The 20,742-nt window shown below is 70.1% G+C and carries 20 protein-coding genes, 1 tRNA gene and 1 other RNA gene; 11 read left to right on the top strand and 11 right to left on the bottom strand.

All coding sequences use genetic code 11. From position 1 onward, the window contains the following. Window positions 1–15 precede the first annotated feature (15 nt). Window positions 16–1,278: an alpha/beta fold hydrolase gene (locus tag AERO9AM_RS10845; RefSeq protein ID WP_159576151.1), complete on the bottom strand. Its 1,263-nt coding sequence runs from the start codon at window positions 1,276–1,278 to the stop codon at window positions 16–18. Continuing rightward, window positions 1,278–3,278, bottom strand: coding sequence for a DUF262 domain-containing protein (locus tag AERO9AM_RS10840; protein ID WP_159576150.1), 2,001 nt, complete (start codon window positions 3,276–3,278; stop codon window positions 1,278–1,280). The genes AERO9AM_RS10845 and AERO9AM_RS10840 overlap by 1 nt, the downstream gene beginning before the upstream one ends. A gap of 170 nt (window positions 3,279–3,448) precedes the next feature. Between AERO9AM_RS10840 and AERO9AM_RS10835 the strand changes: the two genes are divergently transcribed. Both AERO9AM_RS10835 and AERO9AM_RS10830 read left to right on the top strand, forming a co-directional pair. Further along, window positions 3,449–4,222 carry a hypothetical protein gene (locus AERO9AM_RS10835; protein ID WP_159576149.1) on the top strand — a complete coding sequence of 258 codons (774 nt, stop codon included), beginning with the start codon at window positions 3,449–3,451 and terminating at the stop codon, window positions 4,220–4,222. Window positions 4,223–4,425: 203 nt separating this feature from the next. Then, on the top strand, window positions 4,426–4,929 hold the full coding sequence (locus AERO9AM_RS10830; RefSeq protein WP_159576148.1) for a DUF3145 domain-containing protein: 504 nt from the start codon (window positions 4,426–4,428) through the stop codon (window positions 4,927–4,929). 257 nt (window positions 4,930–5,186) lie between these two features. Here the strand turns inward: AERO9AM_RS10830 and AERO9AM_RS10825 are convergent, their stop codons facing one another. The 7 genes from AERO9AM_RS10825 to AERO9AM_RS10795 form a co-directional block, all read right to left on the bottom strand. Next, window positions 5,187–6,428, bottom strand: coding sequence for a beta-ketoacyl-[acyl-carrier-protein] synthase family protein (locus AERO9AM_RS10825; RefSeq protein ID WP_159576147.1), 1,242 nt, complete (start codon window positions 6,426–6,428; stop codon window positions 5,187–5,189). Between the two features lie 88 nt (window positions 6,429–6,516). Beyond that, complete coding sequence (locus tag AERO9AM_RS10820; RefSeq protein WP_045250084.1) at window positions 6,517–6,765, bottom strand: acyl carrier protein; 249 nt, start codon at window positions 6,763–6,765, stop codon at window positions 6,517–6,519. 64 nt (window positions 6,766–6,829) lie between these two features. After that, window positions 6,830–7,828 carry a beta-ketoacyl-ACP synthase III gene (locus AERO9AM_RS10815; protein ID WP_159576146.1) on the bottom strand — a complete coding sequence of 333 codons (999 nt, stop codon included), beginning with the start codon at window positions 7,826–7,828 and terminating at the stop codon, window positions 6,830–6,832. Further along, window positions 7,825–8,757 (bottom strand): ACP S-malonyltransferase, encoded by a 933-nt coding sequence (locus AERO9AM_RS10810; protein ID WP_159576145.1) that lies wholly within the window; start codon window positions 8,755–8,757, stop codon window positions 7,825–7,827. Before AERO9AM_RS10810 ends, AERO9AM_RS10815 begins: the two co-directional genes overlap by 4 nt. 101 nt (window positions 8,758–8,858) lie before the next feature. Further along, the gene (locus AERO9AM_RS10805) at window positions 8,859–10,070 is read right to left on the bottom strand and encodes a PucR family transcriptional regulator (protein WP_159576144.1); all 1,212 of its coding nucleotides are present in this window, start codon (window positions 10,068–10,070) and stop codon (window positions 8,859–8,861) included. Window positions 10,071–10,082: 12 nt separating this feature from the next. Continuing rightward, a complete protein-coding gene (aceE, locus tag AERO9AM_RS10800) occupies window positions 10,083–12,806 on the bottom strand; it encodes a pyruvate dehydrogenase (acetyl-transferring), homodimeric type (RefSeq protein ID WP_159576143.1) in 2,724 nt (907 codons plus the stop codon). Between the two features lie 145 nt (window positions 12,807–12,951). After that, a tRNA-Val gene (locus tag AERO9AM_RS10795) sits at window positions 12,952–13,024 on the bottom strand. A gap of 42 nt (window positions 13,025–13,066) precedes the next feature. Here AERO9AM_RS10795 and AERO9AM_RS10790 point away from each other — a divergent pair. The 3 genes from AERO9AM_RS10790 to AERO9AM_RS10780 all read left to right on the top strand — a co-directional run bounded on the left by AERO9AM_RS10790 (window position 13,067) and on the right by AERO9AM_RS10780 (window position 15,405). Further along, window positions 13,067–14,197 (top strand): aminotransferase class V-fold PLP-dependent enzyme, encoded by a 1,131-nt coding sequence (locus tag AERO9AM_RS10790; RefSeq protein WP_159576142.1) that lies wholly within the window; start codon window positions 13,067–13,069, stop codon window positions 14,195–14,197. Continuing rightward, window positions 14,194–14,580, top strand: a complete 387-nt coding sequence (locus AERO9AM_RS10785; RefSeq protein ID WP_236602577.1) for a YchJ family protein — start codon at window positions 14,194–14,196, stop codon at window positions 14,578–14,580. Before AERO9AM_RS10790 ends, AERO9AM_RS10785 begins: the two co-directional genes overlap by 4 nt. Before the next feature lie 63 nt (window positions 14,581–14,643). Then, window positions 14,644–15,405: a zinc ribbon domain-containing protein gene (locus AERO9AM_RS10780; protein WP_159576140.1), complete on the top strand. Its 762-nt coding sequence runs from the start codon at window positions 14,644–14,646 to the stop codon at window positions 15,403–15,405. A 28-nt stretch (window positions 15,406–15,433) separates the two neighbouring features. On the opposite strand, the gene AERO9AM_RS10775 is transcribed toward AERO9AM_RS10780, so the two are convergent. Then, window positions 15,434–16,273 (bottom strand): aldo/keto reductase, encoded by an 840-nt coding sequence (locus tag AERO9AM_RS10775; RefSeq protein ID WP_159576139.1) that lies wholly within the window; start codon window positions 16,271–16,273, stop codon window positions 15,434–15,436. 145 nt (window positions 16,274–16,418) lie between these two features. Here AERO9AM_RS10775 and AERO9AM_RS10770 point away from each other — a divergent pair, with 145 nt between their 5' ends. Both AERO9AM_RS10770 and rnpB read left to right on the top strand, forming a co-directional pair. Then, window positions 16,419–18,143: a bifunctional 3'-5' exonuclease/DNA polymerase gene (locus AERO9AM_RS10770; RefSeq protein WP_159576138.1), complete on the top strand. Its 1,725-nt coding sequence runs from the start codon at window positions 16,419–16,421 to the stop codon at window positions 18,141–18,143. Between the two features lie 12 nt (window positions 18,144–18,155). Then, window positions 18,156–18,520: RNase P RNA component class A (gene rnpB, locus AERO9AM_RS10765), an RNA gene on the top strand. Window positions 18,521–18,535: 15 nt separating this feature from the next. On the opposite strand, the gene AERO9AM_RS10760 is transcribed toward rnpB, so the two are convergent. Beyond that, window positions 18,536–18,898, bottom strand: coding sequence for a site-specific integrase (locus tag AERO9AM_RS10760; RefSeq protein WP_236602576.1), 363 nt, complete (start codon window positions 18,896–18,898; stop codon window positions 18,536–18,538). A gap of 9 nt (window positions 18,899–18,907) precedes the next feature. Between AERO9AM_RS10760 and AERO9AM_RS17575 the strand changes: the two genes are divergently transcribed. The 4 genes from AERO9AM_RS17575 (at window position 18,908) to AERO9AM_RS10745 (ending at window position 20,693) form a co-directional block, all read left to right on the top strand. Beyond that, the gene (locus AERO9AM_RS17575) at window positions 18,908–19,042 is read left to right on the top strand and encodes a hypothetical protein (RefSeq protein ID WP_268892367.1); all 135 of its coding nucleotides are present in this window, start codon (window positions 18,908–18,910) and stop codon (window positions 19,040–19,042) included. 70 nt (window positions 19,043–19,112) lie between these two features. Then, window positions 19,113–19,868 (top strand): M15 family metallopeptidase, encoded by a 756-nt coding sequence (locus AERO9AM_RS10755; RefSeq protein ID WP_159576137.1) that lies wholly within the window; start codon window positions 19,113–19,115, stop codon window positions 19,866–19,868. Between the two features lie 19 nt (window positions 19,869–19,887). Continuing rightward, window positions 19,888–20,358, top strand: a complete 471-nt coding sequence (locus AERO9AM_RS10750) for a hypothetical protein (RefSeq protein WP_159576136.1) — start codon at window positions 19,888–19,890, stop codon at window positions 20,356–20,358. A gap of 101 nt (window positions 20,359–20,459) precedes the next feature. After that, window positions 20,460–20,693, top strand: a complete 234-nt coding sequence (locus AERO9AM_RS10745) for a hypothetical protein (RefSeq protein WP_159576135.1) — start codon at window positions 20,460–20,462, stop codon at window positions 20,691–20,693. Window positions 20,694–20,742 lie beyond the last annotated feature (49 nt).

Genomic DNA, 20,742 nt, shown 5'->3' with positions numbered 1-20,742 from the left:
GGCCCACGCGCGGCGTCAGCGCATGCGGCGGTCGTGCGCGAGGTCGACCAGGTGCTCCAGCACGGGGCCGGCACGCAGACCGTTGTGCTGATGCTCACTGGTCACCCAGAGGCGGATGCCGGGCAGCAGCGCGGCCGTCTCCAGGGAGTACTCCAACGGCACGTAGGGATCGTCGACGTAGACGGAGGCGGCCCCGCGCGCGTCGGACGCGGCGAGCGCGGCGGGATCGTAGATCCTCGGCCACGCGTGCTCCGCCAGCGACAGCGCGACGTCGCGCCACGGCTGGAACGCGGGGACGGTCTCGGTCCACTCCCGCCGGATGTGCTCGCCCGTGAACAGCGTCACGTCCTCGACGAAGTCCGCGGGCTCGACGCGCTCCGCCGACCACGCCGTGACGTGGCCGTTCGCGTAGCTGGACTCGTGGAACACGAAGTACAGCGGGTTGCGCCCGCCGAACGGCATCGCTGCGGCCAGGTCGTAGCGGAACGCGTTCGTGTCGGGATCCTGCTCGAGCAGCTGCCACAGGCTCTGCCAGCCGTCGTTCGTGCCGAGGGCCGAGCCCACCGAACGCAGTCGGGACGGCGAGACGACCTCGCCGCCGGGCAGCACGATGTCGCCGGCCGCGGCGAGATCCACGAGGCGGCGCATGCGGTCGCGATGCTCGGGGAAGCGCCGGTAGTAGCGCTCGGAGGCATCGCGCATCTTGTCGTAGCAGAGCGCGTACACCTCGTCGGGCGTGCGCGTGACCGTGCTGAGACCGCCCGTGAGATAGGCGCGATCGATCGAGGCCGCGTCCGTGGACAGGTAGGCCAGGGTCGTGAAACCGCCGAACGACTGCCCGAGGACGTTCCAGCGCTCGACCCCCAGGTGCGCGCGCATCGCCTCGCAGTCACGGACGATCGCGTCCGCCCGCAGGTGCGTCAGATGCTCCGCGACCGCGTCCGTACCGCGTGAGAGGATCCCGTCGCCGACGGGCGTGGAGCGTCCGGTGCCGCGCTGGTCGATCATGACCACCCGGTGGTGCGCCAGCGCCTGATCCAGCCACGAGGGCGCGGCCGGCGCGTGCAGCGCGCGCGGCGCCTCGGATCCGGGGCCGCCCTGCAGGAACACCAGATACGGCAGGTCCTCGCCGCCCTCGCGGGTCACCACGGAGGCGAAGACATCGATCGTGCGGCCGTCGTCGGGATCCGACCACACCAGCGGCACCGTGAGCGTGTGCTCCTCGAGGGTCAGGTCCATCATCCGGCGGCGCAGGACGGGGGCGGCGGAGATCGTCATCACATCACATTCCCGATGTAGGAGTACTTCACGAACACTTCTTCGGCCAGTCCCGATTCCTCGAGGAGGCCCTGCACGGCGCTCATCATGTACTTCGAGTCCCAGCCCATGTAGAGGAAGTGGCTTTCGTCGAGCTGGTCCCAGGGGCCGTTCCAGGCCTTCTCGTCGTAGATCGGACCGCCGTTGCGCGCGTTGAACGCCTCGAGCGCCTCGCGGGTGTCCGCCCAGCCCCGGCGGAAGACGCGGTTGAACAGGTACTTCACATCGGGCACGTCCCAGCGCTCGCCGCGATACTCCACGTACTCGAACTCGCGCTCCCAGCCCGCCGGCCAGCCGCGGCGGCGCACGGCGTCGAGGATCGGCGTCAGGCCGTCGTCGTCGATGTCGGTGACGGCGGGCCGCGGCCAGATGCGCAGGAAGTCGTCGGTGAGCGCCGCGGTGCGCTGGGAGATCGCGGCAGTGCCCCACGCGTCGAGCTCCGCGAGCGCCGCGGTGCCCGCGATCCGGCTGCGGCGGTAGGCGTCGCGCTTGCTCGGGAAGGAGTCGCCGAAGACGCGCTCCGCGAGCGACTCCTCGATCAGGGTGAGGTTTCCCAGCGTGGAGGCGAGAGCACGATGGCTGTTCTGCTCGTCCTCCGTGTACTCGCTCCACAGCCGGACCCCGTCGCCGGACCAGTTGTTGTGCGGCGCCGGCGGCACCACGTACTCGACGTCGTAGCCCCCCGGGTCCTTCGCGCCCTGGATGCGCCCGAGCACGTAGAGCGCGTGCGGCAGGTCGGCGAACTTCAGCGCCACCCGGATCCGCTCGTCGGAGGGCGTGATGCGGGCGAAGGCCTTGAGCAGCTGCTCCGGCCCCTCGGCCCTGGCCCGGCACAGCCGCGCGATGAGGCGATCGGTCGGGACGCCGACGACGGCGCGTCGCAGCAGGAGGGACTGGATCCGCTCGAGAGTGCGGATGAGCTCGTCCTTGCTGATCGCGCCGCGCTGGTGGTCGCGGTACACGTTCATCACGAGCGGGTAGGTCGAACGGCCGAACGTGTTGACGTACGCGAGCTGCCGGCGGATCTCCGGATCCGGTTCCTGCGCGGGATCCTGCAGCACGCCGTAGATCTCCGCGTACTCCCGCCAGACGAGCGCCTGCGCGCGCAGCGTCTGGAGCTCCGGGCGGGGGAACTCGTGCCGGAACGCGCTGTACACGCCGTGCTCGCCGTCGACGGCGACCTCGCGTCCGGTGGTCATGATCAGGTAATGCCGCCAGAAGGCGCCGATCGCCTCGCCCGTGCTGCGCTCGATCGGCAGCCAGAATTCGTCCTCGACCTGCTGCTGCTCCGAGTGCGAGAGGCCCATAAGCACGTAGTTGTGGATCAGCTCGTGATCGCGCAGCGGCTCTCCGGTCGAGTTCAGGCTCTCGAAGATCTGCTGCGCACTGGCGGCGACGCCGAGCGTGATCGACACGTGCTCCAGCTTCTGCAGACCGCGCCAGATCCGCGGCGCCTCATCGGCGTGCACCTGGGAGCGGAAGAACGCGTAGTTGTCGTCGAAGCGCGATTCCGGCTGGTCCGGGCTGCGGCGGTCCAGGACGACGGACTCGAACAGGCCGGCCCAGGCGTCGTGCGGGCGGAGCTTCGTCCGGGCGGGGTCGTCGGGGCGGACGAGCACCCGCTCGAGCTCCGCCGCCAGAGCCGGATCCGTGTCGCGCACGGAGTGGTGCAGTGCCGCGATGAGCAGCATGAGCGTGGTGATGCGCTGCTGCCCGTCGATCAGGATGAGGTCGGCGTCGGGATGAGCGCAGTCCTCGGCGGAGAGGATGGAGCCGAGGAAGTGCCGATGCAGGTCGTCCTCGTCGGCGACCGCCCGGATGTCCGAGAGCAGCTTCTCGCAGCCGCCGATGTCCCAGCGGTACTGGCGCTGATAGACGGGCACGACGATCGTGGTCGTGGGGGAGGAGAGCCACTCGATCGTTGAGACTGCGGTTGCTTCGACGTTCGTGGCCGTGCTCATGCTCGCTGTGCTTCTCCTCGTGGGCGGTATGCCCTCCAGTCTATTCAGCGGCCGGTAGGCCCGGATATTCACGGCCCGGTCCCGGAGGCCGGCGAAGGCCCGCTGTTAGGCTGTCCTAAGAAGGGCCTGTTAAAACGTGCTGGCCCCTTATGAAAGGACATGACTCGCTCATGGCATACATCAAGTCCGCCGCCCTCGAGGACAAGGGCTTCGTCGTCCTCGACAGCTACAACCAGGAGCTCGACCCCAAGGAGTGGCTCGACCTCGAGTACAACGACTGGAAGTCCTCCGGCGACACCCGGTTCGCTCCGCTGGCCAGCGCCAAGGGCGAGATCGAGTGCAACGGCTTCTGGAACCACGTCCCGCCGCGCACGGACAAGGACGGCGTCTGGATCGAGTCGCAGGTCGCCAAGGCGCCGAACCTCACCCGTCGCGCCCAGGAGCCCGGAGCGAACGTCGGACGCTGCCGTGTCATCGAGCTGCAGCCCACGCCCTACGGCGAGTGCCTCTACAACCTGCACCAGGACGACAACAACCGCCTGAACCCCGACGGCACCGGCTGGGTCGTGCGCGGCTTCTTCAACCTCACCGACGACAAGGACAGCTACTTCGTCCTGCGCGAGAACCGCACTGACCCGAGTGTCGAGTACCGTATCGCCCTCCCGGCCGGCGCGCAGCTGATCGTCGACACCCAGCGTCTCTGGCACGCCGCCACGCACAACGGCACCGAGCCGCGCTACTGCCTGATCACCTCGTGGACGTCCGGCCCCGAGCTCGACGCGTACATCGAGAAGTACCACGGCACCCAGGACGTGGAGAACTACCCGGTCGACCAGGCGATCCTGGACGCGGGCTACGAGGAGCAGGCGCGTCGCGACGCCGCCCGCGCCGCGTACTACGCGGCCAAGGGTCAGAAGGAGAAGATCGCGATGAGCGAGGCCTGAGCCTCCCGCGGCACCCGCGGCCCTGACCGGCTGCGATATCACGACCCCCGGCATCACACGCCGGGGGTCGTTGCCGTTTCGCAATGAGTTACATGCTTGTGATTTCCGAAGGCATCGGTGAGAATGGGCGCATAACCGCATACCCGCCGTGCTTCGCGGATCAGGTCGTAGGGGAAGACGCACCTGATGAAACGGAGAATCCCATGGCGACAGCACAAGCACGCGGAGTGGTGTACATCCACTCCGCACCGCGCGCGCTCTGCCCGCACCTGGAATGGGCGGTCGGACGCGCTATCGGGCGCGCCGTGAACTTCGAGTGGACGGAGCAGCCCGTCCTCGAGGGCGCCCGCAGGGCGGAGTTCTACTGGGACGGCCCGGTCGGCACCGGCGCCGCGCTCGCGACCGCCATCCGCGGCTGGGAGCACCTGCGGTTCGAGGTTACCGAGGACCCCACGCCGCGCAGCGACGGCGGACGCTGGCTGCACACGCCCGATCTCGGCGTGCACTACGCGCAGACGGATGCGGCCGGGAACATCGTCGTCGGCGAGGACCGGATCCGCTACGCGATGGAGATCGCCGCGGGCAGCCCGGTCGAGCTGCAGCGCGAGCTGGACGTGGCGCTCGGCACCGCCTGGGACGAGGAGCTGGAGCCGTTCCGGCACGCGAGCGACGACGCGCGCGTCGTGTGGCTGCACAAGGTTGGATAGGCCGCTGCGCTGGCGGGTCGGTTGACGAGAACTCGTGTGATCCGGGCCCTTCGACAAGCTCAGGGACCGGATCACACGAAGGGACGAGGACCGGAGGAGGCGCGACTATCGGGAGTCGGAGAGCAGGGACCCGGAAACCGAGAAAGCGTATCCCCGGTCCACCACCGGAGAGATAACAGAACAGCACAACCGCACAGGGATGAGAAACGCCCCGACCGCTTCGAGCGCGAAGCGACCGGGGCGATTCTCTGCCTGGCTCAGCCGTCGTAGGAGCGGAACGCGACGACGGCGTTGTGGCCGCCGAACCCGAACGAGTTGCTGATCGCGAGCTGCGGACCGTCGCCCAGCGGCTGCGGCTCGACCGACAGCTTGAACGGCACGGCCGGATCCGGCTCGGTCATGTTGATCGTCGGCGGAGCGACGCGATCGCGCAGCGCGAGGATCGTGAACACGGCCTCGAGCGCTCCGGTGCCGCCCAGCAGATGCCCGGTCGACGCCTTCGTCGCCGAGACCGGGATGTCGTTGATCCGGTCGCCGAACACGCTCTTGAGCGCCTCGTACTCGTTCGGGTCGCCGACCGGAGTGGACGTGGCGTGCGCGTTGACGTGGGTGACCTCGTCGGGCGTCGCGCCGGCCTGAGCCAGCGCTTCCTGGACGGCGCGCGTGGCGCCGGCGCCGCTCGGGTCGTTCGCGGTGATGTGGTACGCGTCGGCGGAGACGCCGCCGCCCACGAGCTCCGCGTAGATCTTGGCACCGCGGGCCTGCGCGTGCTCGAGGGTTTCGAGCACGAGTGCCGCACCGCCCTCGCCCATCACGAAGCCGTCGCGGTCGATGGCGCCCGGACGCGAGGCGTGCTCGGGGTCGTCGTTGCGGCGGGACAGGGCCTGCGCGGAGGCGAAGGCGGCCATCGTGATCGGGTGGATCGCCGACTCAGCCCCGCCGGCGATGACGACGTCGGCGAGACCGTCCTGCAGATGCTCATAGGCGTTCGCGATCGACTCGGTGCTGGAGGCGCACGCGCTCACCACGGTGCGGGCGTAGGCCTTCGCTCCGAAGTGGAGGGAGAGGTTTCCGGCTCCGGCGTTCGGCATCAGCATCGGGACCGTCAGCGGCATGACGCGGCGGGGGCCCTTCTCACGCAGCGTGTCCCAGGCGTCGAGCAGCGTCCAGAGGCCCCCGATGCCGGTGGCCCAGTCGATTCCGAGCCGTTCGGGATCGACCTCGGGGGCTCCTGCATCCTCCCACGCCTCGCGTGCGGCGATCATGGCGAACTGCACCGAAGGGTCCAGACGCTTGGCCTCGTGCCGGGGCAGCACCTCCTCCGGGCGGACGGAGGCCTCGGCCGCGAACGTCACCGGGAGCTGGTGCTCTGCGACCCAGTCGTGGGTCAGGGTGTGCGTGCCGGAGACGCCGGCGAGCAGGTTCGCCCAGTTCTCCGGGGCGGTGCCGCCGAGGGCGGACGTGGCACCGATGCCGGTGACGACGATGCGCTTGGTCATGCGTGATCCTTCTCAGGGAGCGGGTGGAGTTGAGGAGCGGAGGATGCCACGCCCCGTGCCCTCGGGCCGGGGGTGGCATCCACAGGTGTCACTCCTGGCCGGCGACGATGAAGTTCACGGCGTCACCGACGGTCTTGAGGTTCTTGACCTCGTCGTCGGGGATGGTGACGCCGAACTTCTCCTCCGCGTTGACGACGATGGTCATCATCGAGATCGAGTCGATGTCCAGGTCGTCGGTGAAGGACTTCTCCAGAGCGACCTCGGAGGCGTCGATGCCGGTCTCGTCGGTGATGAGCTCTGCCAGGCCGGCGAGGACCTCGTCGTTGCTGAAAGCCATGATTTCCTCTTTCTATGGGGTGGTTTCGGAACCGGTGAACAGTCTAGGAGTCCGCAGTGCGCGGTCAGGGCAAGACGACGACCTGCGCGCCGAACACGAGCCCGGCGCCGAAGCCGATCTGCAGGGCGAGGCCGCCGCTCAGCTCGGGGTGCTCCTCCAGCAGACGATGCGTCGCGAGCGGGATGGAGGCGGCGGACGTGTTGCCCGTGGTCTCGATGTCGCGGGCGATCACGGTCGTCTCGGGCAGCTTCAGCTGCTTGGCGAACTCGTCGACGATGCGCATGTTGGCCTGGTGCGGGATGAACGCCGCGAGATCCGAGGCCTCGACGCCGGCCTGCTCGAGGGCCTGCTTGGCGACCTTGGCCATCTCCCACACGGCCCACCGGAACACCGTCGGACCCTCCTGACGCAGGGTGGGCCAAGGGGCCTGACCGTCGCGGAACTCGGTGAGGGTGTGGTTCATACCGACGGCGTCGGCCTTCGAACCGTCAGAGCCCCACACCGTGCCCGAGATGCCGGGGGTGTCGCTCGGCCCGATCACGACGGCGCCGGCGCCGTCGCCGAGCAGGAACGAAATGCTGCGGTCCGTGGGATCGACGATGTCCGAGAGCTTCTCGGCGCCGATGACGACGGCGTACTTCGCGGCCCCCGCGCGGATCAGCGCGTCGGCCTGGGCGACCGCGTACGCGTAGCCGGCGCAGGCGGCGTTGATGTCGTAGGCGGCCGCGGGGTTCGCACCCACGCGGTCGGCGACGATCGCCGACACCGAGGGCGTCTGCTTGGGGTTGCTGATCGTGGCGACGATGACGAGGTCGATGTCGGACGGCGCCACACCGGATCGCTCGATGGCCTCTGCCGCGGCCGCGGTGGAGAGGTCGATCGCGTCGGTCTCGGCGTTCGCGCGGACGCGCGTGACGATGCCGGTGCGCTGGCGGATCCACTCATCGCTCGAATCGATCGGGCCGATGAGGTCGTCGTTGGGCACCGCGTTCTCACCGCGGGCCGCGCCGACGGAGTAGATGCGCGTGTATGCCGGGCCGGTGGCCTGCTTGAGCGTGGTCATGCTGCTTCTCCGTTGTTCGTGCCGACCAGCTGCGCCACAGCCGCGTCGAGGTCGTCCGGGGTCTTCACGGCGACGGCGGGGACGCCCCGCAGACCGCGCTTGGCGAGGCCGGTGAGGGCACCCGCGGGGGTCAGCTCGATGAGACCGGTGATGCCGTTGTCGGCGAACGACGCCATGCACAGGTCCCAGCGGACGGGGGAGGAGACCTGCGTGACGAGGTTCTCCAGCGCCGTGGCACCGTCGGTGAGGACGGATCCGTCCTTGTTGGTCCACAGGGTGATGGCGGGGTCCGCCGGTGCGATATCCGCCACGGCCTCGCGCAGGGTCGCGACCGCGGAGGACATGTAGTCGGTGTGGAATGCGCCGGCCACCTGGAGCGGGATCACGCGGGAACCGCGCACCGGCGCCTCGGCGAGGGCCGCGAGCGCGGGCAGGGCACCGGCGGCGACGATCTGGCCGCCGCCGTTGTAGTTGGCGGGGGTGAGGTCGAGGTCGGAGAGCAGGGCGAGCACCGCTTCTTCGTCGCCGCCGAGGACGGCGCTCATCCCGGTCGGGGTCTTCGCGGCCGCGTCGGCCATGGCCCGGCCGCGGATGCCGACGAGGCGCATCGCGGTGACCGCGTCGATGACGCCGGCGCCCACCACGGCGGCGAACTCGCCGACGGAGTGCCCGGCGATGCCGTCGGCGGCGCGTCCGGCGCGCTCGCGCAGCGCCTTCTCCGCGATGAGCGAGGCGGCCACGATGAGCGGCTGCGCGATGCGGGTGTCGCGGATGGTGTCGGCGTCCGAGACGGTCCCGTGCTGGACCAGGTCGACCTCGGCCGCGTCGGAGTACGCCGCCAGGTCATCGGCCACGCCGTCGAGCTCGAGCCAGGGGGAGAGGAAACCGGGGGTCTGGGAGCCCTGTCCTGGGCATGCGAAGACGATCACGTTCCCAGTCTGCCAACGATCCGCCGGTTTCGGTGGCTCAACCCTCACAACAATCCGCAGATCGGTTGTCTCCGATCGACAGTCGGCGGGCAGGCGAGGGGTCAGCGCAGGCGACGGGGGCGCAGGCCGCGGCGCACCGGATCGGCTGTGCCGATGGTGCCCAGCACGAGGGCGGTCTGCAGGATGAACGCCTCGCGCGGGCCGGTCGCGTCCCAGCCGATGACCTCGCTGATCCGCTTCAGCCGGTAGCGCACCGTGTTGGGGTGCACGAACAGTTCGCGGGCGGTCGCCTCGAGCGACCGACCGTTGTCGAGGTAGCTCCACAGCGTCGTGACGAGGTCGCTGGAGTGGTCGTTGAGCGGGCGGAACACGCGTTCGATCAGCGTCTGCTTCGCCAGCGGGTCGCCGGCGATCGCACGCTCGGGGAGCAGCTCGTCGGCGTCGACCGGACGCGGCGCACCGCGCCAGGCGCGCGCCACCGCGAAGCCCGCGAGCGCGGCACGAGCGCTCTGCCCGGCATCCACGAGGGCGGCCACCGCAGGACCCACCACGACGTGCCCCGGGCCGAAAGACGGCTCGAAGGTGCGGGCGATCTCGGCGAACGAGAACTCCTCGGGATCCTCCTCGGCCGCAGTGGGCTTGGAGCGGCCCACCACGAGCACCAGCCGGGATCCCTGCACCCCGATCAGCACGTCGACCGCGAGCTTGCGCGCGGTGCGGCGCACCTGGTCGACGTCGAACTGCGGCGGTGTGGTGCCCACGATCACGCACACCTCGCCGTGGCCGTGCCAGCCGAGCGCCGCGATGCGGCTGGGCAGCTCCTCATCGGCCTCGCCGGTGAGGATGGAGTCCACGACGAGCGCCTCCAGGCGAGCGTCCCAGAGGCCGCGCGCCTCCGCGGCGCGGGCGTAGACGTCCGCCGCGGCGAAGGCCACGTCGCGCGAGTACAGCAGGATCGCGTCGCGCAGGTGCCCGCCGTTGCCGGCCACCCGCTCCTCGGTCACCTCGACGGTGACCCGGATGAGCTGCAGGGTCTGCTGCAGGCTGACGCTGCGCAGCAGTTCGCGGGGCGCGGCGGCGAAGATGTCCGCGGCGATCCAGGGCGTCGACGTGGGGTCGTCATACCACTGGATGAACGAGGTGATGCCGGCCTGCGCCACCAGCCCGACGGCGGAGCGTCGGGCCGGCGGCATCTCGGCGTACCACGGCAGCGAATCCTCGAGACGCTGCAGGGTCGCCGTGGCGAGATCACCGGAGATGCGGCGCAGCCACGCCAGCGTCTCCTCCTTGGTCATCTCCGAGGGTCTGCTCATCGTGCGGACGGGTCAGCTCTCGCCGCCGGCGTTGCCGCTGGTGCCCGCGTTCACGTTGTACAGGTCGTACTTCGCGATCGCCTGACCCACGACCGAGCGGTCGATGCGGCCCTGGTCCGCCAGAGCCTGCAGCGCACGCACCACCATCGACGGGCCGTCGATCTTGAAGAACCGGCGGGCGGCCGCACGCGTGTCGGCGAACCCGAAGCCGTCGGCGCCCAGCGTGTAGTACGCACCGGGGACCCACTGGCGGATCTGGTCCTGCACGGCGTGCATGTAGTCGCTCGTCGCGATGAACGGGCCCTGCGCGTCCTTCAGCTTCTCGGTGAGGTACGCCGTGCGCGGCTCCTCCTCCGGGTGCAGGAAGTTGTGCTCGTCGGCGGCGAGACCGTCGCGGCGCAGCTCGGTCCACGAGGTGACCGACCAGACGTCGGCGGACACGCCCCAGTCCGAGAGCAGGAGCTCCTGGGCCTCGATGGCCCACGGCACGCCCACACCCGAGGCGAGCAGCTGCACGCGCTGCCCGTCGCCGGATCCGACCGAGACGCGGTGCAGCCCCTTGCGGATCCCCTCGACGTCCACGTCCTCCGGCTCCGCCGGCTGGCGCATCGGCTCGTTGTACACGGTGAGGTAGTACATGACGTCGGGATCCGGGTGGTTCCCGCCGTACATGCGCTCGATGCCGTCCTGCACGATGTGCGCGACCTCGTACCCGTAGGCCGCGTCGTACACGAGCGTGGCGGGGTTGGTGGAGGCGAGCAGCGGCGACTGGCCGTCGGCGTGCTGGGTGCCCTCACCCGTCAGGGTGGTGCGGCCGGCGGTGGCGCCGATGATGAAGCCGCGGCCCATCTGGTCGCCGGCGGCCCAGAACGCGTCGCCGGTGCGCTGGTAGCCGAACATCGAGTAGAAGATGTAGATCGGGATGAGCGGCTGGCCGTGCGTCGAGTACGAGGTCGACGTCGCGGTGAACGCCGCCGCGGCTCCCGCCTCGTTGATGCCGACGTGCATGATCTGGCCCTGCGGGCTCTCCTTGTAGGCGAGCAGCAGCTCCCGGTCGACCGCGGTGTAGTTCTGGCCGTTCGGGTTGTAGATCTTCGCGGTCGGGAAGTACGCGTCCATGCCGAAGGTGCGCGCCTCGTCGGGGATGATCGGCACGATCCGCTCGCCGAAGCCCTTCACCCGCATGAGGTCCTTGATCATGCGCACCAGGGCCATGGTCGTGGCGACCTCCTGGTTGCCGGAACCCTTCTTCGGCAGGGCGTAGTCCTTGTCCTCCGGAAGGTTGAGCCCCACGTGGGTGGTGCGGCGCTCGGGCAGGAAGCCGCCGAGCTCGCGGCGGCGCTCCAGCATGTACTGGATCGTCTCGTCGCCGGGTCCGGGGTTGTAGTACGGCGGCCGGTACGGGTCGGCCTCGAGCTGCGCATCGGTGATCGGGATGTGCATCGTGTCGCGGAACAGCTTGAGGTCGTCCAGCGTCATCTTCTTCATCTGGTGGGTCGCGTTGCGGCCCTCGAAGTGCGGACCGAGGCCGTAGCCCTTGACGGTCTTGGCGAGGATGACGGTCGGCTGGCCCTTGTGCTCCATGGCCGCCTTGTAGGCCGCGTACACCTTGCGGTAGTCGTGGCCGCCGCGGCGCAGGCGCCAGATGTCGTCGTCCGAGTAGTCCTTGACCAGCGCGAGCGCGCGCTCGTCCCGGCCGAAGAAGTTCTCGCGCACGTAGGCGCCGGACTCCGCCTTGAACGTCTGGAAGTCGCCGTCCGGCGTGACGTTCATGAGGTTCAGCAGGGCGCCGTCGGTGTCGCGGGCGAGCAGGTCGTCCCACTCCCGGCCCCAGACCACCTTGATGACGTTCCAGCCGGCGCCGCGGAAGAAGCTCTCCAGCTCCTGGATGATCTTGCCGTTGCCGCGGACCGGGCCGTCGAGGCGCTGCAGGTTGCAGTTGATCACGAACGTGAGGTTGTCCAGGCCCTCGTTGGCCGCGACCTGGAGCTGACCGCGCGACTCGACCTCGTCCATCTCGCCGTCGCCGAGGAACGCCCACACATGCGAGTCGTTCTCCTTGATGCCGCGGTTGGCGAGGTACTTGTTCGTCATCGCCTGGTAGATCGCGTTGATCGGCCCGAGACCCATCGACACGGTCGGGAACTGCCAGAACTCCGGCATCATCCGCGGGTGCGGGTAGGAGGGCAGCCCGTTCGGAGCGCCCGACTTCTCCTGGCGGAACGCGTCGAGCTGCTGCTCGGTGATCCGGCCCTCGAGGAAGCCACGGGCGTACGCGCCGGGGGAGGCATGCCCCTGGTAGAAGATCTGGTCCCCGCCGGACGGGTGGTCCTGCCCGCGGAAGAAGTGGTTGAAGCCGACCTCGTACAGGGAGGCGGCCGAGGCGTAGGTGGAGATGTGACCGCCGACGCCGATGCCGGGGCGCTGCGCGCGGTGCACCGTGATAGCCGCGTTCCAGCGGATCCAGTGCCGGTACCGGCGCTCGAGCTCCTCATCGCCGGGGAAGGCCGGCTCGTTCTCGGAGGCGATGGTGTTGATGTAGTCCGTGGTCGGCACCATCGGCACGCCCAGGTGCAGCTCCTTGGAGCGCTTCAGCAGGCTGAGCATGATCTCGCGACCGCGGCCGTGGCCCTTGGCGTCGACGAGCTCGTCGAGCGATTGCTGCCATTCGCTGGTCTCCTCCGGGTCGCTGTCGAGCGGGCCCTGGGAGTACGGATCCTGGTCGTGAACAGTCACAGGAGGCCTTTCGTCTGTCTGGCAGGTCGTGCCAACGAAATCGGGATGCGACGCGGGGAGGTGTTGTCGGCTCCGCACAAAGCGCGCGGGAGTCAGCCTAGCCCCGATCCAGCGTCGTGGGTGCACGCGATGACGAGCTTCGAGGTGCGCCCAGAGAGACTCGAACTCCCGACCACATCGGTGTAAACGACGTGCTCTACCAACTGAGCTATAGGCGCGTGAGCTCCAGCCTACCGGTGCCGATGTGCCAGGGTGGGGCCATGAACCTTCCGCACGACGATGTCGATCCCGGGGGCCTGCTGGAGTACTCGGTGGTCTTCACGGATCGCTCCCTGAACCACATGTCCGCGCGCTTCGTCGGGGTGATGCAGAGCATCCAGGCCGATCTGCGCGCCGCGTACCGGGCGACGACGACGGCGATCGTGCCCGGCGGCGGCACCTACGCGATGGAAGCGGTCGCGCGCCAGCTCGCCACGGGGCGACGCTGCCTCGTGGTGCGCAACGGGCTGTTCTCCTACCGGTGGTCGCAGATCCTCGATGCCGGCGACATCGCGCAGAGCACCGTGGTGTGCGCGGCACGCCCGGCCTCGGACGATGCGCAGGCCGCGTGGGCGCCGGTGCCGATCGAGGAGGTCGTCTCCGCGATCCGGGCGCAGCGCAGCGAGGTCGTGTTCGCGCCGCACGTCGAGACCGCTGCCGGGATCGTGCTGCCCGACGCGTACGTGAGGGCTCTCGCCGATGCGGTGCACGAGGCCGGCGGCCTGCTGGTGCTCGACTCCATCGCCTCAGGCGCCCTGTGGGTGGATATGGACGCACTCGGCGTCGACGTTCTGCTGAGCGCTCCGCAGAAGGGCTGGAGCGGATCCCCTGGTGCGGGATACGTGATGCTCAACGACGCCGGCCGTGACGCGGTGACCTCGCGCGCCTCCTCGAGCTTCGCGATCGACCTGGCGAAGTGGCTGTGGATCGCGGAGGAGTACCGCGAGGGCAGGGCGCCGTACCACGCGACCATGCCCACGGACACGCTCGCGCACAACGCCGTGCTCATGGCGGAGACGCGTGAGCGCGGGTTCGATGCGCTCCGCGCCGCCCAGTGGGACCTCGGCAGGCGGGTGCGGGCGCTGCTCGCGGAGCGGGGCCTGCCGTCCGTCGCGGCGGAGGGCTTCGCCTCCCCGAGCGTCGCCGTCGTGCACACGACGGATCCGGGTCTGCGCAGCGGAGCGCTGTTCCGGGAGCAGGGACTGCAGATCGCTGCGGGGGTGCCGCTGCACTGCGGCGAGCCGGACTCGTTCTCCACGTTCCGGATCGGACTGTTCGGCCTGGACAAGCTCGGCGACGTGGACGGCACGGCGCGCCGCCTCGGCGACGCGCTGGACCGGATCGGCGTGTGAGCGCAGCGGCGGACCGCTGCCCGTGCGGCAGAGGCGACCTGTTCGACGCGTGCTGCGCGCCGATCCTCGCGGGCCGTCCTGCGCCGACCGCGGAGCGCGTGATGCGGTCGCGGTACACCGCGTTCGCGCGCGGTGATGCCGGGTACCTGCTGCGTTCCTGGCACCCGTCCACCCGCCCGGAACGCCTGGACCTCGACGACGACGTGCGCTGGCTGCGTCTCGACATCCTCGGCAAGACCGGCGGCGGCCCGTTCGACACGGAGGGCGTCGTCGAGTTCGAGGCGATACACCGGGATCCGACCGGTCGCGGAGTGCTGCACGAGCGCAGCCGCTTCGTGCGCGAGGACGGACAGTGGTACTACGTCGACGGCGTCGTGGCCTGACGCCTCCCCGCACGCGCTTCCCGCACGCGCGGGCGGGCGCCCGGCTGGCGTAGGTTTGACGTCGTGAAAGCCAACCCCGCGCACCAGCTCGTGCTCCTCGACATCGCCGACATCGACCGCCGCATCCTGCAGGCCGATTACGCGCGCACGCACCCGGCGCAGGGGGAGCGGATCAACGAGCTCGCCGCCCAGCGGCAGGGGCAGCTGCGCGAGCTGACCGTGCTGTCCGGTGCGCGCGATGACGTGCAGGCCGAGCTCAAGCGCGTGGAGTCCGACGTCGCCCTCGCGACGCAGCGCCGCGACCGCGACGCGGAACGGCTCGCGGCCACGCAGAATCCCAAGGACGCGGTCGCCCTCGAGCAGGAGATCGCGAGTCTTGGTCGCCGGATCAGCGACCTCGAAGACGCGGAGCTCGAGATCATGGCGCGGCTCGAGGACGCGGAGGCGGCTGTGGCGGCCCAGCAGGCGCTCATCGACGAGACCGTCGCCGAGGGCACCCGGCTGACCACCGAGGCGAAGGCGCTCATCGCGGCCGCGACCGCCGAGGGGGAGCAGCTCGCCCGCGATCGCGCGGCGCTCGTCGACTCCGTCTCCCCGTCGCTCATGGCGGAGTACCAGCGCCGGGTCGGAAGGACCGCCGGAGCCGCTCTGCTGCGTCGCGCCACGTGCGAGGGGTGCCGCATGGTGCTCTCCGGCACCGATCTGAACGTGATCCGTCAGGCCGCGGACGACGACGTGGTGTCGTGCCCGGAGTGCGGTTGCATCCTCGTCCGCACCGAGGAGTCGGGGCTGACCAGCAGCGCGAGCGCGCACGCAGCGGACTGAACGACGCGGCGCGCCCGCCCGGCGCGCTTCAGAACTCCTCGTGCGTGGCGGGGTCGGACTCCCACAGGCGCCCGTCCGGCGTGCCGAGAGCGGTGATCGCGGCGACCTCGTCCTCGGACAGCCGCACCTCGGCCGCGGCGAGGTTCAGCGCCTGGTGCTCGGGGGACGCCGCCTTCGGGATCGCGACGACGCCGCGCGCAGCGTGCCAGGCCAGCACGGCCTGCGCGGGCGTGATGCGGTGCGCGGTCGCGACGGCCGTGATCGCGGGATCCTGGAGCAGGGCGCCGGCGCGGCCCAGAGGACTCCAGGCCTCGGTGATGATCCCCTGCGCCCGGTGGTAGGCCAGTGCCTCCTCCTGCGGGAAGCGCGGGTGCAGCTCGATCTGGTTGACGACCGGGCGCACGCCGGTCTCATCCTCGATGCGCTCCAGGTGCTCCGGCAGGAAGTTCGACACCCCGATCTGCCGCACGAGGCCGCGATCGCGCGCTTCGATCAGCGCCTGCCACGCCTCGACGTAGGTGTTCCGGCGCGGCAGGGGCCAATGGATGAGGAACAGGTCGATCGCGTCCAGGCCGAGCCGGAACCGGCTCTCCTCGATCGCGTCCAGCGCCTTCGCCCTGGCGTGGTGGCGGCCGGCCAGCTTCGACGTCACGATGAGCTCCGCGCGGTCGACGGCGGCTCCCGAGATGCCCCAGCCGACGGCGCCCTCGTTCTCGTAGTTGAACGCCGAGTCGATGAGGCGGTAGCCGCTCTCGATCCCGCTGCGGACGGCGTCCGCGCCGGCTTCGCCACGGAAGCCGTAGGTGCCGAGGCCCTGTACCGGCAGGGTGAAGCCGTTGTGGGCGATGAAGGGGGATGCGTCGGACATGGGGTCTCCTCTCCGGTGCTCCCACGCTAATCGTCGCCGCCCTCGCGCGCGCGGGGCCGTGATACACGCCGACACACCCAAGGCTCCGGAGCGCGAGCGAGGGCCGTGTCGGGGGCCGCCCCCGCGAGGGCGTAGATTCGAATGCATGATCGAATCGGACCTCCCGCATGAGATCGTGCTGGGACGGTCGGCCCGGCCGGGCCACTGGTGCCTCGTGGCGTACGGGGAAGATGGCGCGGAGCAGGACACGCGCGAGGTCCCCGGCGCCGCGCTGCACGCCCTGATCCGCGCGGTCGAGGAGCAGGCGCATCCGCGCTGGGTGGTGCGGAGCCTCCGCGAGATCTACCCGCCGCTGCTGGCCGCCGGGATCCGGATCCGCCGCGCTCACGACCTGCTGCTGTGCCATGCGATCCTGCGCGACACCGCGAGCCTCGCGGATCCGGTCCCCGCGTCGCCGCGCTGGCTGCGCGCGGATCCGTCGGCGGTCCCGGTCTCGTCGCCCGCGCTGTTCGACCTCCACGACGAGACGTCCGCGGTCGACGAGGCCCCGGAGATCGACGAACTGCTCGCCGAATACGCGCGGCAGCGGGCAGCGCTGCGCCGCGCCCCGGATGGTCGCCTCGCCCTGCTCTGCGCAGCGGAGTCGACCGGCGCGCTCATCGCGGAGGAGATGACCGCCGCGGGGCTCCCGTGGAGCACCGCCGTGCACGAGCGCCTGCTGGCGGATGCGCTCGGGCCGCGGCCGGTGACCGGAGCCCGGCCGGCGCGGATGGCCGAGCTCGCCGCGACGATCGCGGCGTCCCTGGAGGATCCGTCGGTGAACCCGGACAGCCCGCCCCGGCTCCTGAAGTCGCTGCGCCGCGCTGGGATCCTCGTGGATTCCACCTCCCGCTGGGAGCTCGGTGAGATCGAGCATCCGGTGGTGGAGCCGCTGCTCGCGTACAAAAAGCTCGCCCGGCTGTACTCCGCGAACGGCTGGCACTGGCTGGCGGAGTGGGTGCACGACGAGCGGTTCCGCCCGATCTACCTGACCGGCGGTGTGGTGACCGGGCGCTGGGCGTCCAGCGGCGGGGGAGCGCTGCAGATCCCGCGGAGTCTGCGCCCGGCGGTGCGCGCTGACGAGGGATGGGTGCTGGTGTGCGCCGACGTGGCGCAGCTGGAGCCCCGCGTGCTCGCCGCGATGTCGAAGGACCGCGCGATGGCGGACGCGGCGCGCGGCGCTGACCTGTACGAGGGAGTGGTGCGCTCCGGTGCCGTGCAGACGCGGCAGGAGGCGAAGTACGCCGTGCTCGGCGCGATGTACGGGGCGACGACGGGACCCAGCGGCCGGCTCGGGCCGAGACTGCGCAGCGTGTTCCCGCGCGCCATGGCGCTCGTCGACGGCGCGGCGAAGACGGGCGAGGAGGGCGGAGTGGTGTCGACGCTGCTGGGCCGGAGCTCGCCCCGGCCGGATGCGGCGTGGACCGCCGCGCAGTTCCGGGCGAGCGACCCGGAGGCCGACGGCGCGGACGAGCGCGCGGCGCGCAGCAGGGCGAGGGATCGCGGTCGGTTCACGCGCAACTTCGTCGTGCAGGGCACCGCGGCGGAGTGGTCGCTGCTGTGGCTCGCGGAAATCCGCCACCGCCTGAGCGCGCTGCCCGGGGCCGCTCGGCCCGCGACCGGATCCGGTCCCGTGTTCTCCGATCGTGCGCACCTCGCGTTCTTCCTGCACGACGAGGTGATCGTGCATGCGCCGGCCGAACTCGCGGCCGAGGCGGCGCGCGCCGTGCAGGAATCCGCGGACGCCGCCACCCGCAGGCTCTTCCTGGGGTTCGAGATCGACATCCCTCTCGACCTGCGCATCGCGGAGGACGCGGGCAAGGCCTCGTAGACTGGATCCGAACGGGTCGGCCGGACGGTCGCGTGGCGGGAGACCGCACCGAGGAACGTCCGGGCTCCACAGGGCAGGGCGGTGGGTAACACCCACCCGGAGCAATCCGCGAGACAGTGCCACAGAGAGAAGACCGCCCCGGTCCGCACGGACCGGGGTAAGGGTGAAAGGGTGGTGTAAGAGACCACCGGGGGCCGTGGTGACACGGCCCGCCAGGTAAACCTCGCCCGGAGCAAGGCCAGACAGGGGATGATGACGCGGCCCGCCGAGTCCCCGGGTAGGCCGCTGGAGCGGCGCGGCAACGCGTCGCCGAGAGAGATGACCGTCGAAGGGGCTCCGCCCCGGAACAGAACCCGGCGTACAGGCCGGCCCGTTCACTAACTACTGGCTGATCAGGAATTCCCTGGTCGGCCGGTCGTTTCTGTCCGCGGAGAGTCCGCAGAATCCGGTCGATTCAGCAGAACCGAGTCCACCGCCTCGCGCGTCCGGTCGTCGGAGTCCGCCCACAGGTGACTGTATGTATCGAGCGTCTCGGCGGCGCTGGCGTGCCCGAGGCGCTCCTGCACCACCTTCACGGACTCGCCGTACCGGATCAGCAGGCTCGCGTAGTAGTGCCGAAGCGCGTGCATGCCCTTGCCGGTCCCTTCGGTGAGTCGCGCGGCCGTTGCAGCAGGGCGCCAGAAGTGTCCGAACTTCTTCTGCCGGGTGGTGCCCTTGCCGTCGATCGTGAACAGCAGTTCGCCGTCACGAACCACCTAACCGAGGTGCTGCTGTTCGGCGGCGACAACACCAACGTCATCCGCGGCCGCATCTACGACGTGATCGTGTACCCGACCGCGCTCACCGCCGCGCAGCGCGCGCTTCTCGCCGCCCACCTCCGCAGCGAGAACGGTATCTGAGCCTCGCAGCACCCCTCGAAGCCCCATCCCATGTGGCGGGGCTTCGTCGTTCCTCCCGGAAGGACATCTGATGACTTATTTCGTCTGGCAGGACGGTTCCCGGCTCACGCCGTACATGGCATACCAGATCCGACGGTTGAGCGCAGACATGGTCCGACTGTTCGGCGTGGAGGTGCTCGTGACTTCCGGGATCCGCACCAACCAGGAGCAGATCGACATCTTCCTGGACACGTACACCCCGCAGGCATATGGCGACGGCCCATTCGGGGACGTGCGCTGGTGGCAGGGCGTCCGTTACGTCCGATACGACCCGTCCGGCACCGCCGCGCCTCCCGGTGAGTCGAACCACGAGATCCAGGGCACCGCGGGTGCCGCCGACCTGCGCGACACCGGAGAAGACTCGGGCATCGCCACCATGGGCTCCGCCCGATCCGAGTGGCTGCGCGCCCATGCCGGTGACTACGGCATGGAACCCGAGGGCTTCAGTTTCGGCGAGGCCTGGCACTACAAGTTCCCGAACATCTACCTGCCGGTCCCCGCCGGCGTCTCACTGTCCGAGGAGGACGACATGCTCGATGCAAACCGCGACTACGACGCGTTCAAGACAATGCTCCAGCGCGCGCTGAAGTTCGACGTGCGCCCGAACGGTGCCGGCGCCGACTGGAAGCTCGGCCCGACCGTCTGGGAGCGCCTGAACCAGATCCAGGCCGCAGCGTCCGGCGTCACCATCGACCCGCAGCAGGTCGCGTCCGCGATCGCTGACGCCGTCCCGGACGACATGGCGAAGCAGGTGGCCGACGAGCTCGCGAAGCGCCTGCAGTCGTGATGGACAAGCAGGCCGCCGGATGACCGGGCACCGTAAGCACCGCCAGATCCCGCAGTGGTTGATCATCGCGATCGGCGCCGCCGTCGGCATCGCGGCCCTCATCTGGTCGTTCGGCCTCCACGACGACACCGGCGACGCCCTGATCGACAAGGACACCGCCCCGATCCTCATCGCCCTGTTCACCGCGACGGGAACGATCCTCGGGCTTGTGTTGCAGCGCACGCGAGCCGTCGAGCACGAAGTCAAGCCAAACTCCGGGAGCTCGATGCGCGACTCCACGAACCGCACCGAGCAGAAGGTCGACGCGCTCGTGGACGCGGTCGCTCACCTCGAGCGCGCTCACCGCCAGCAGGGTATCGACATCGTGCAGCTGCGCGAGGACCAGCAGCAGACCCGTGCGGATCTCTCGGGCCAGGCCTCGGACATCCGCGGCATCCGCAAAGACATCGGTCACGTCGCCGACGCAATCACGAAGGGAACGACTTCATGAACATCGAACTCCCCACCATCCCCGCCGGCGTGCTCGTACTGTTCGGGCTCGTGGCGCCATACCTGCAGGCGATCATCCAGCGGCCATCGTGGCGGCCGTAGGTGAAGCGCGTCCTCTCGGTCGTGCTCGCAATTGTGCTCACGGGCCTCGTGCTCGCGTTCTACTACGCCGCGACAGGCGAAGTCGTACCGGACTGGCCGGCGCTGGCTCTGCTCGCGATCGTCGTCGCGCAGACCTCGTACGGCCTGCTCACGCGAGATACCGCAGCGAAGGTCGAGCGCACCCTGAATGCCGGCCCGATCGGCCCCGACACCCTGCGCCGCGACCTCCGCTGAACCACAACATGCGAACCGCCCCGCTTCTCTTCGAGAGGCGGGGCGGTTT

Source organism: Microbacterium sp. 8M (assembly GCF_902506375.1).
Lineage (GTDB): Bacteria > Actinomycetota > Actinomycetes > Actinomycetales > Microbacteriaceae > Microbacterium.
The sequence above is the reverse complement of the archived record's forward strand: the minus strand, read 5'-3'. Positions and strand labels throughout refer to the sequence as shown.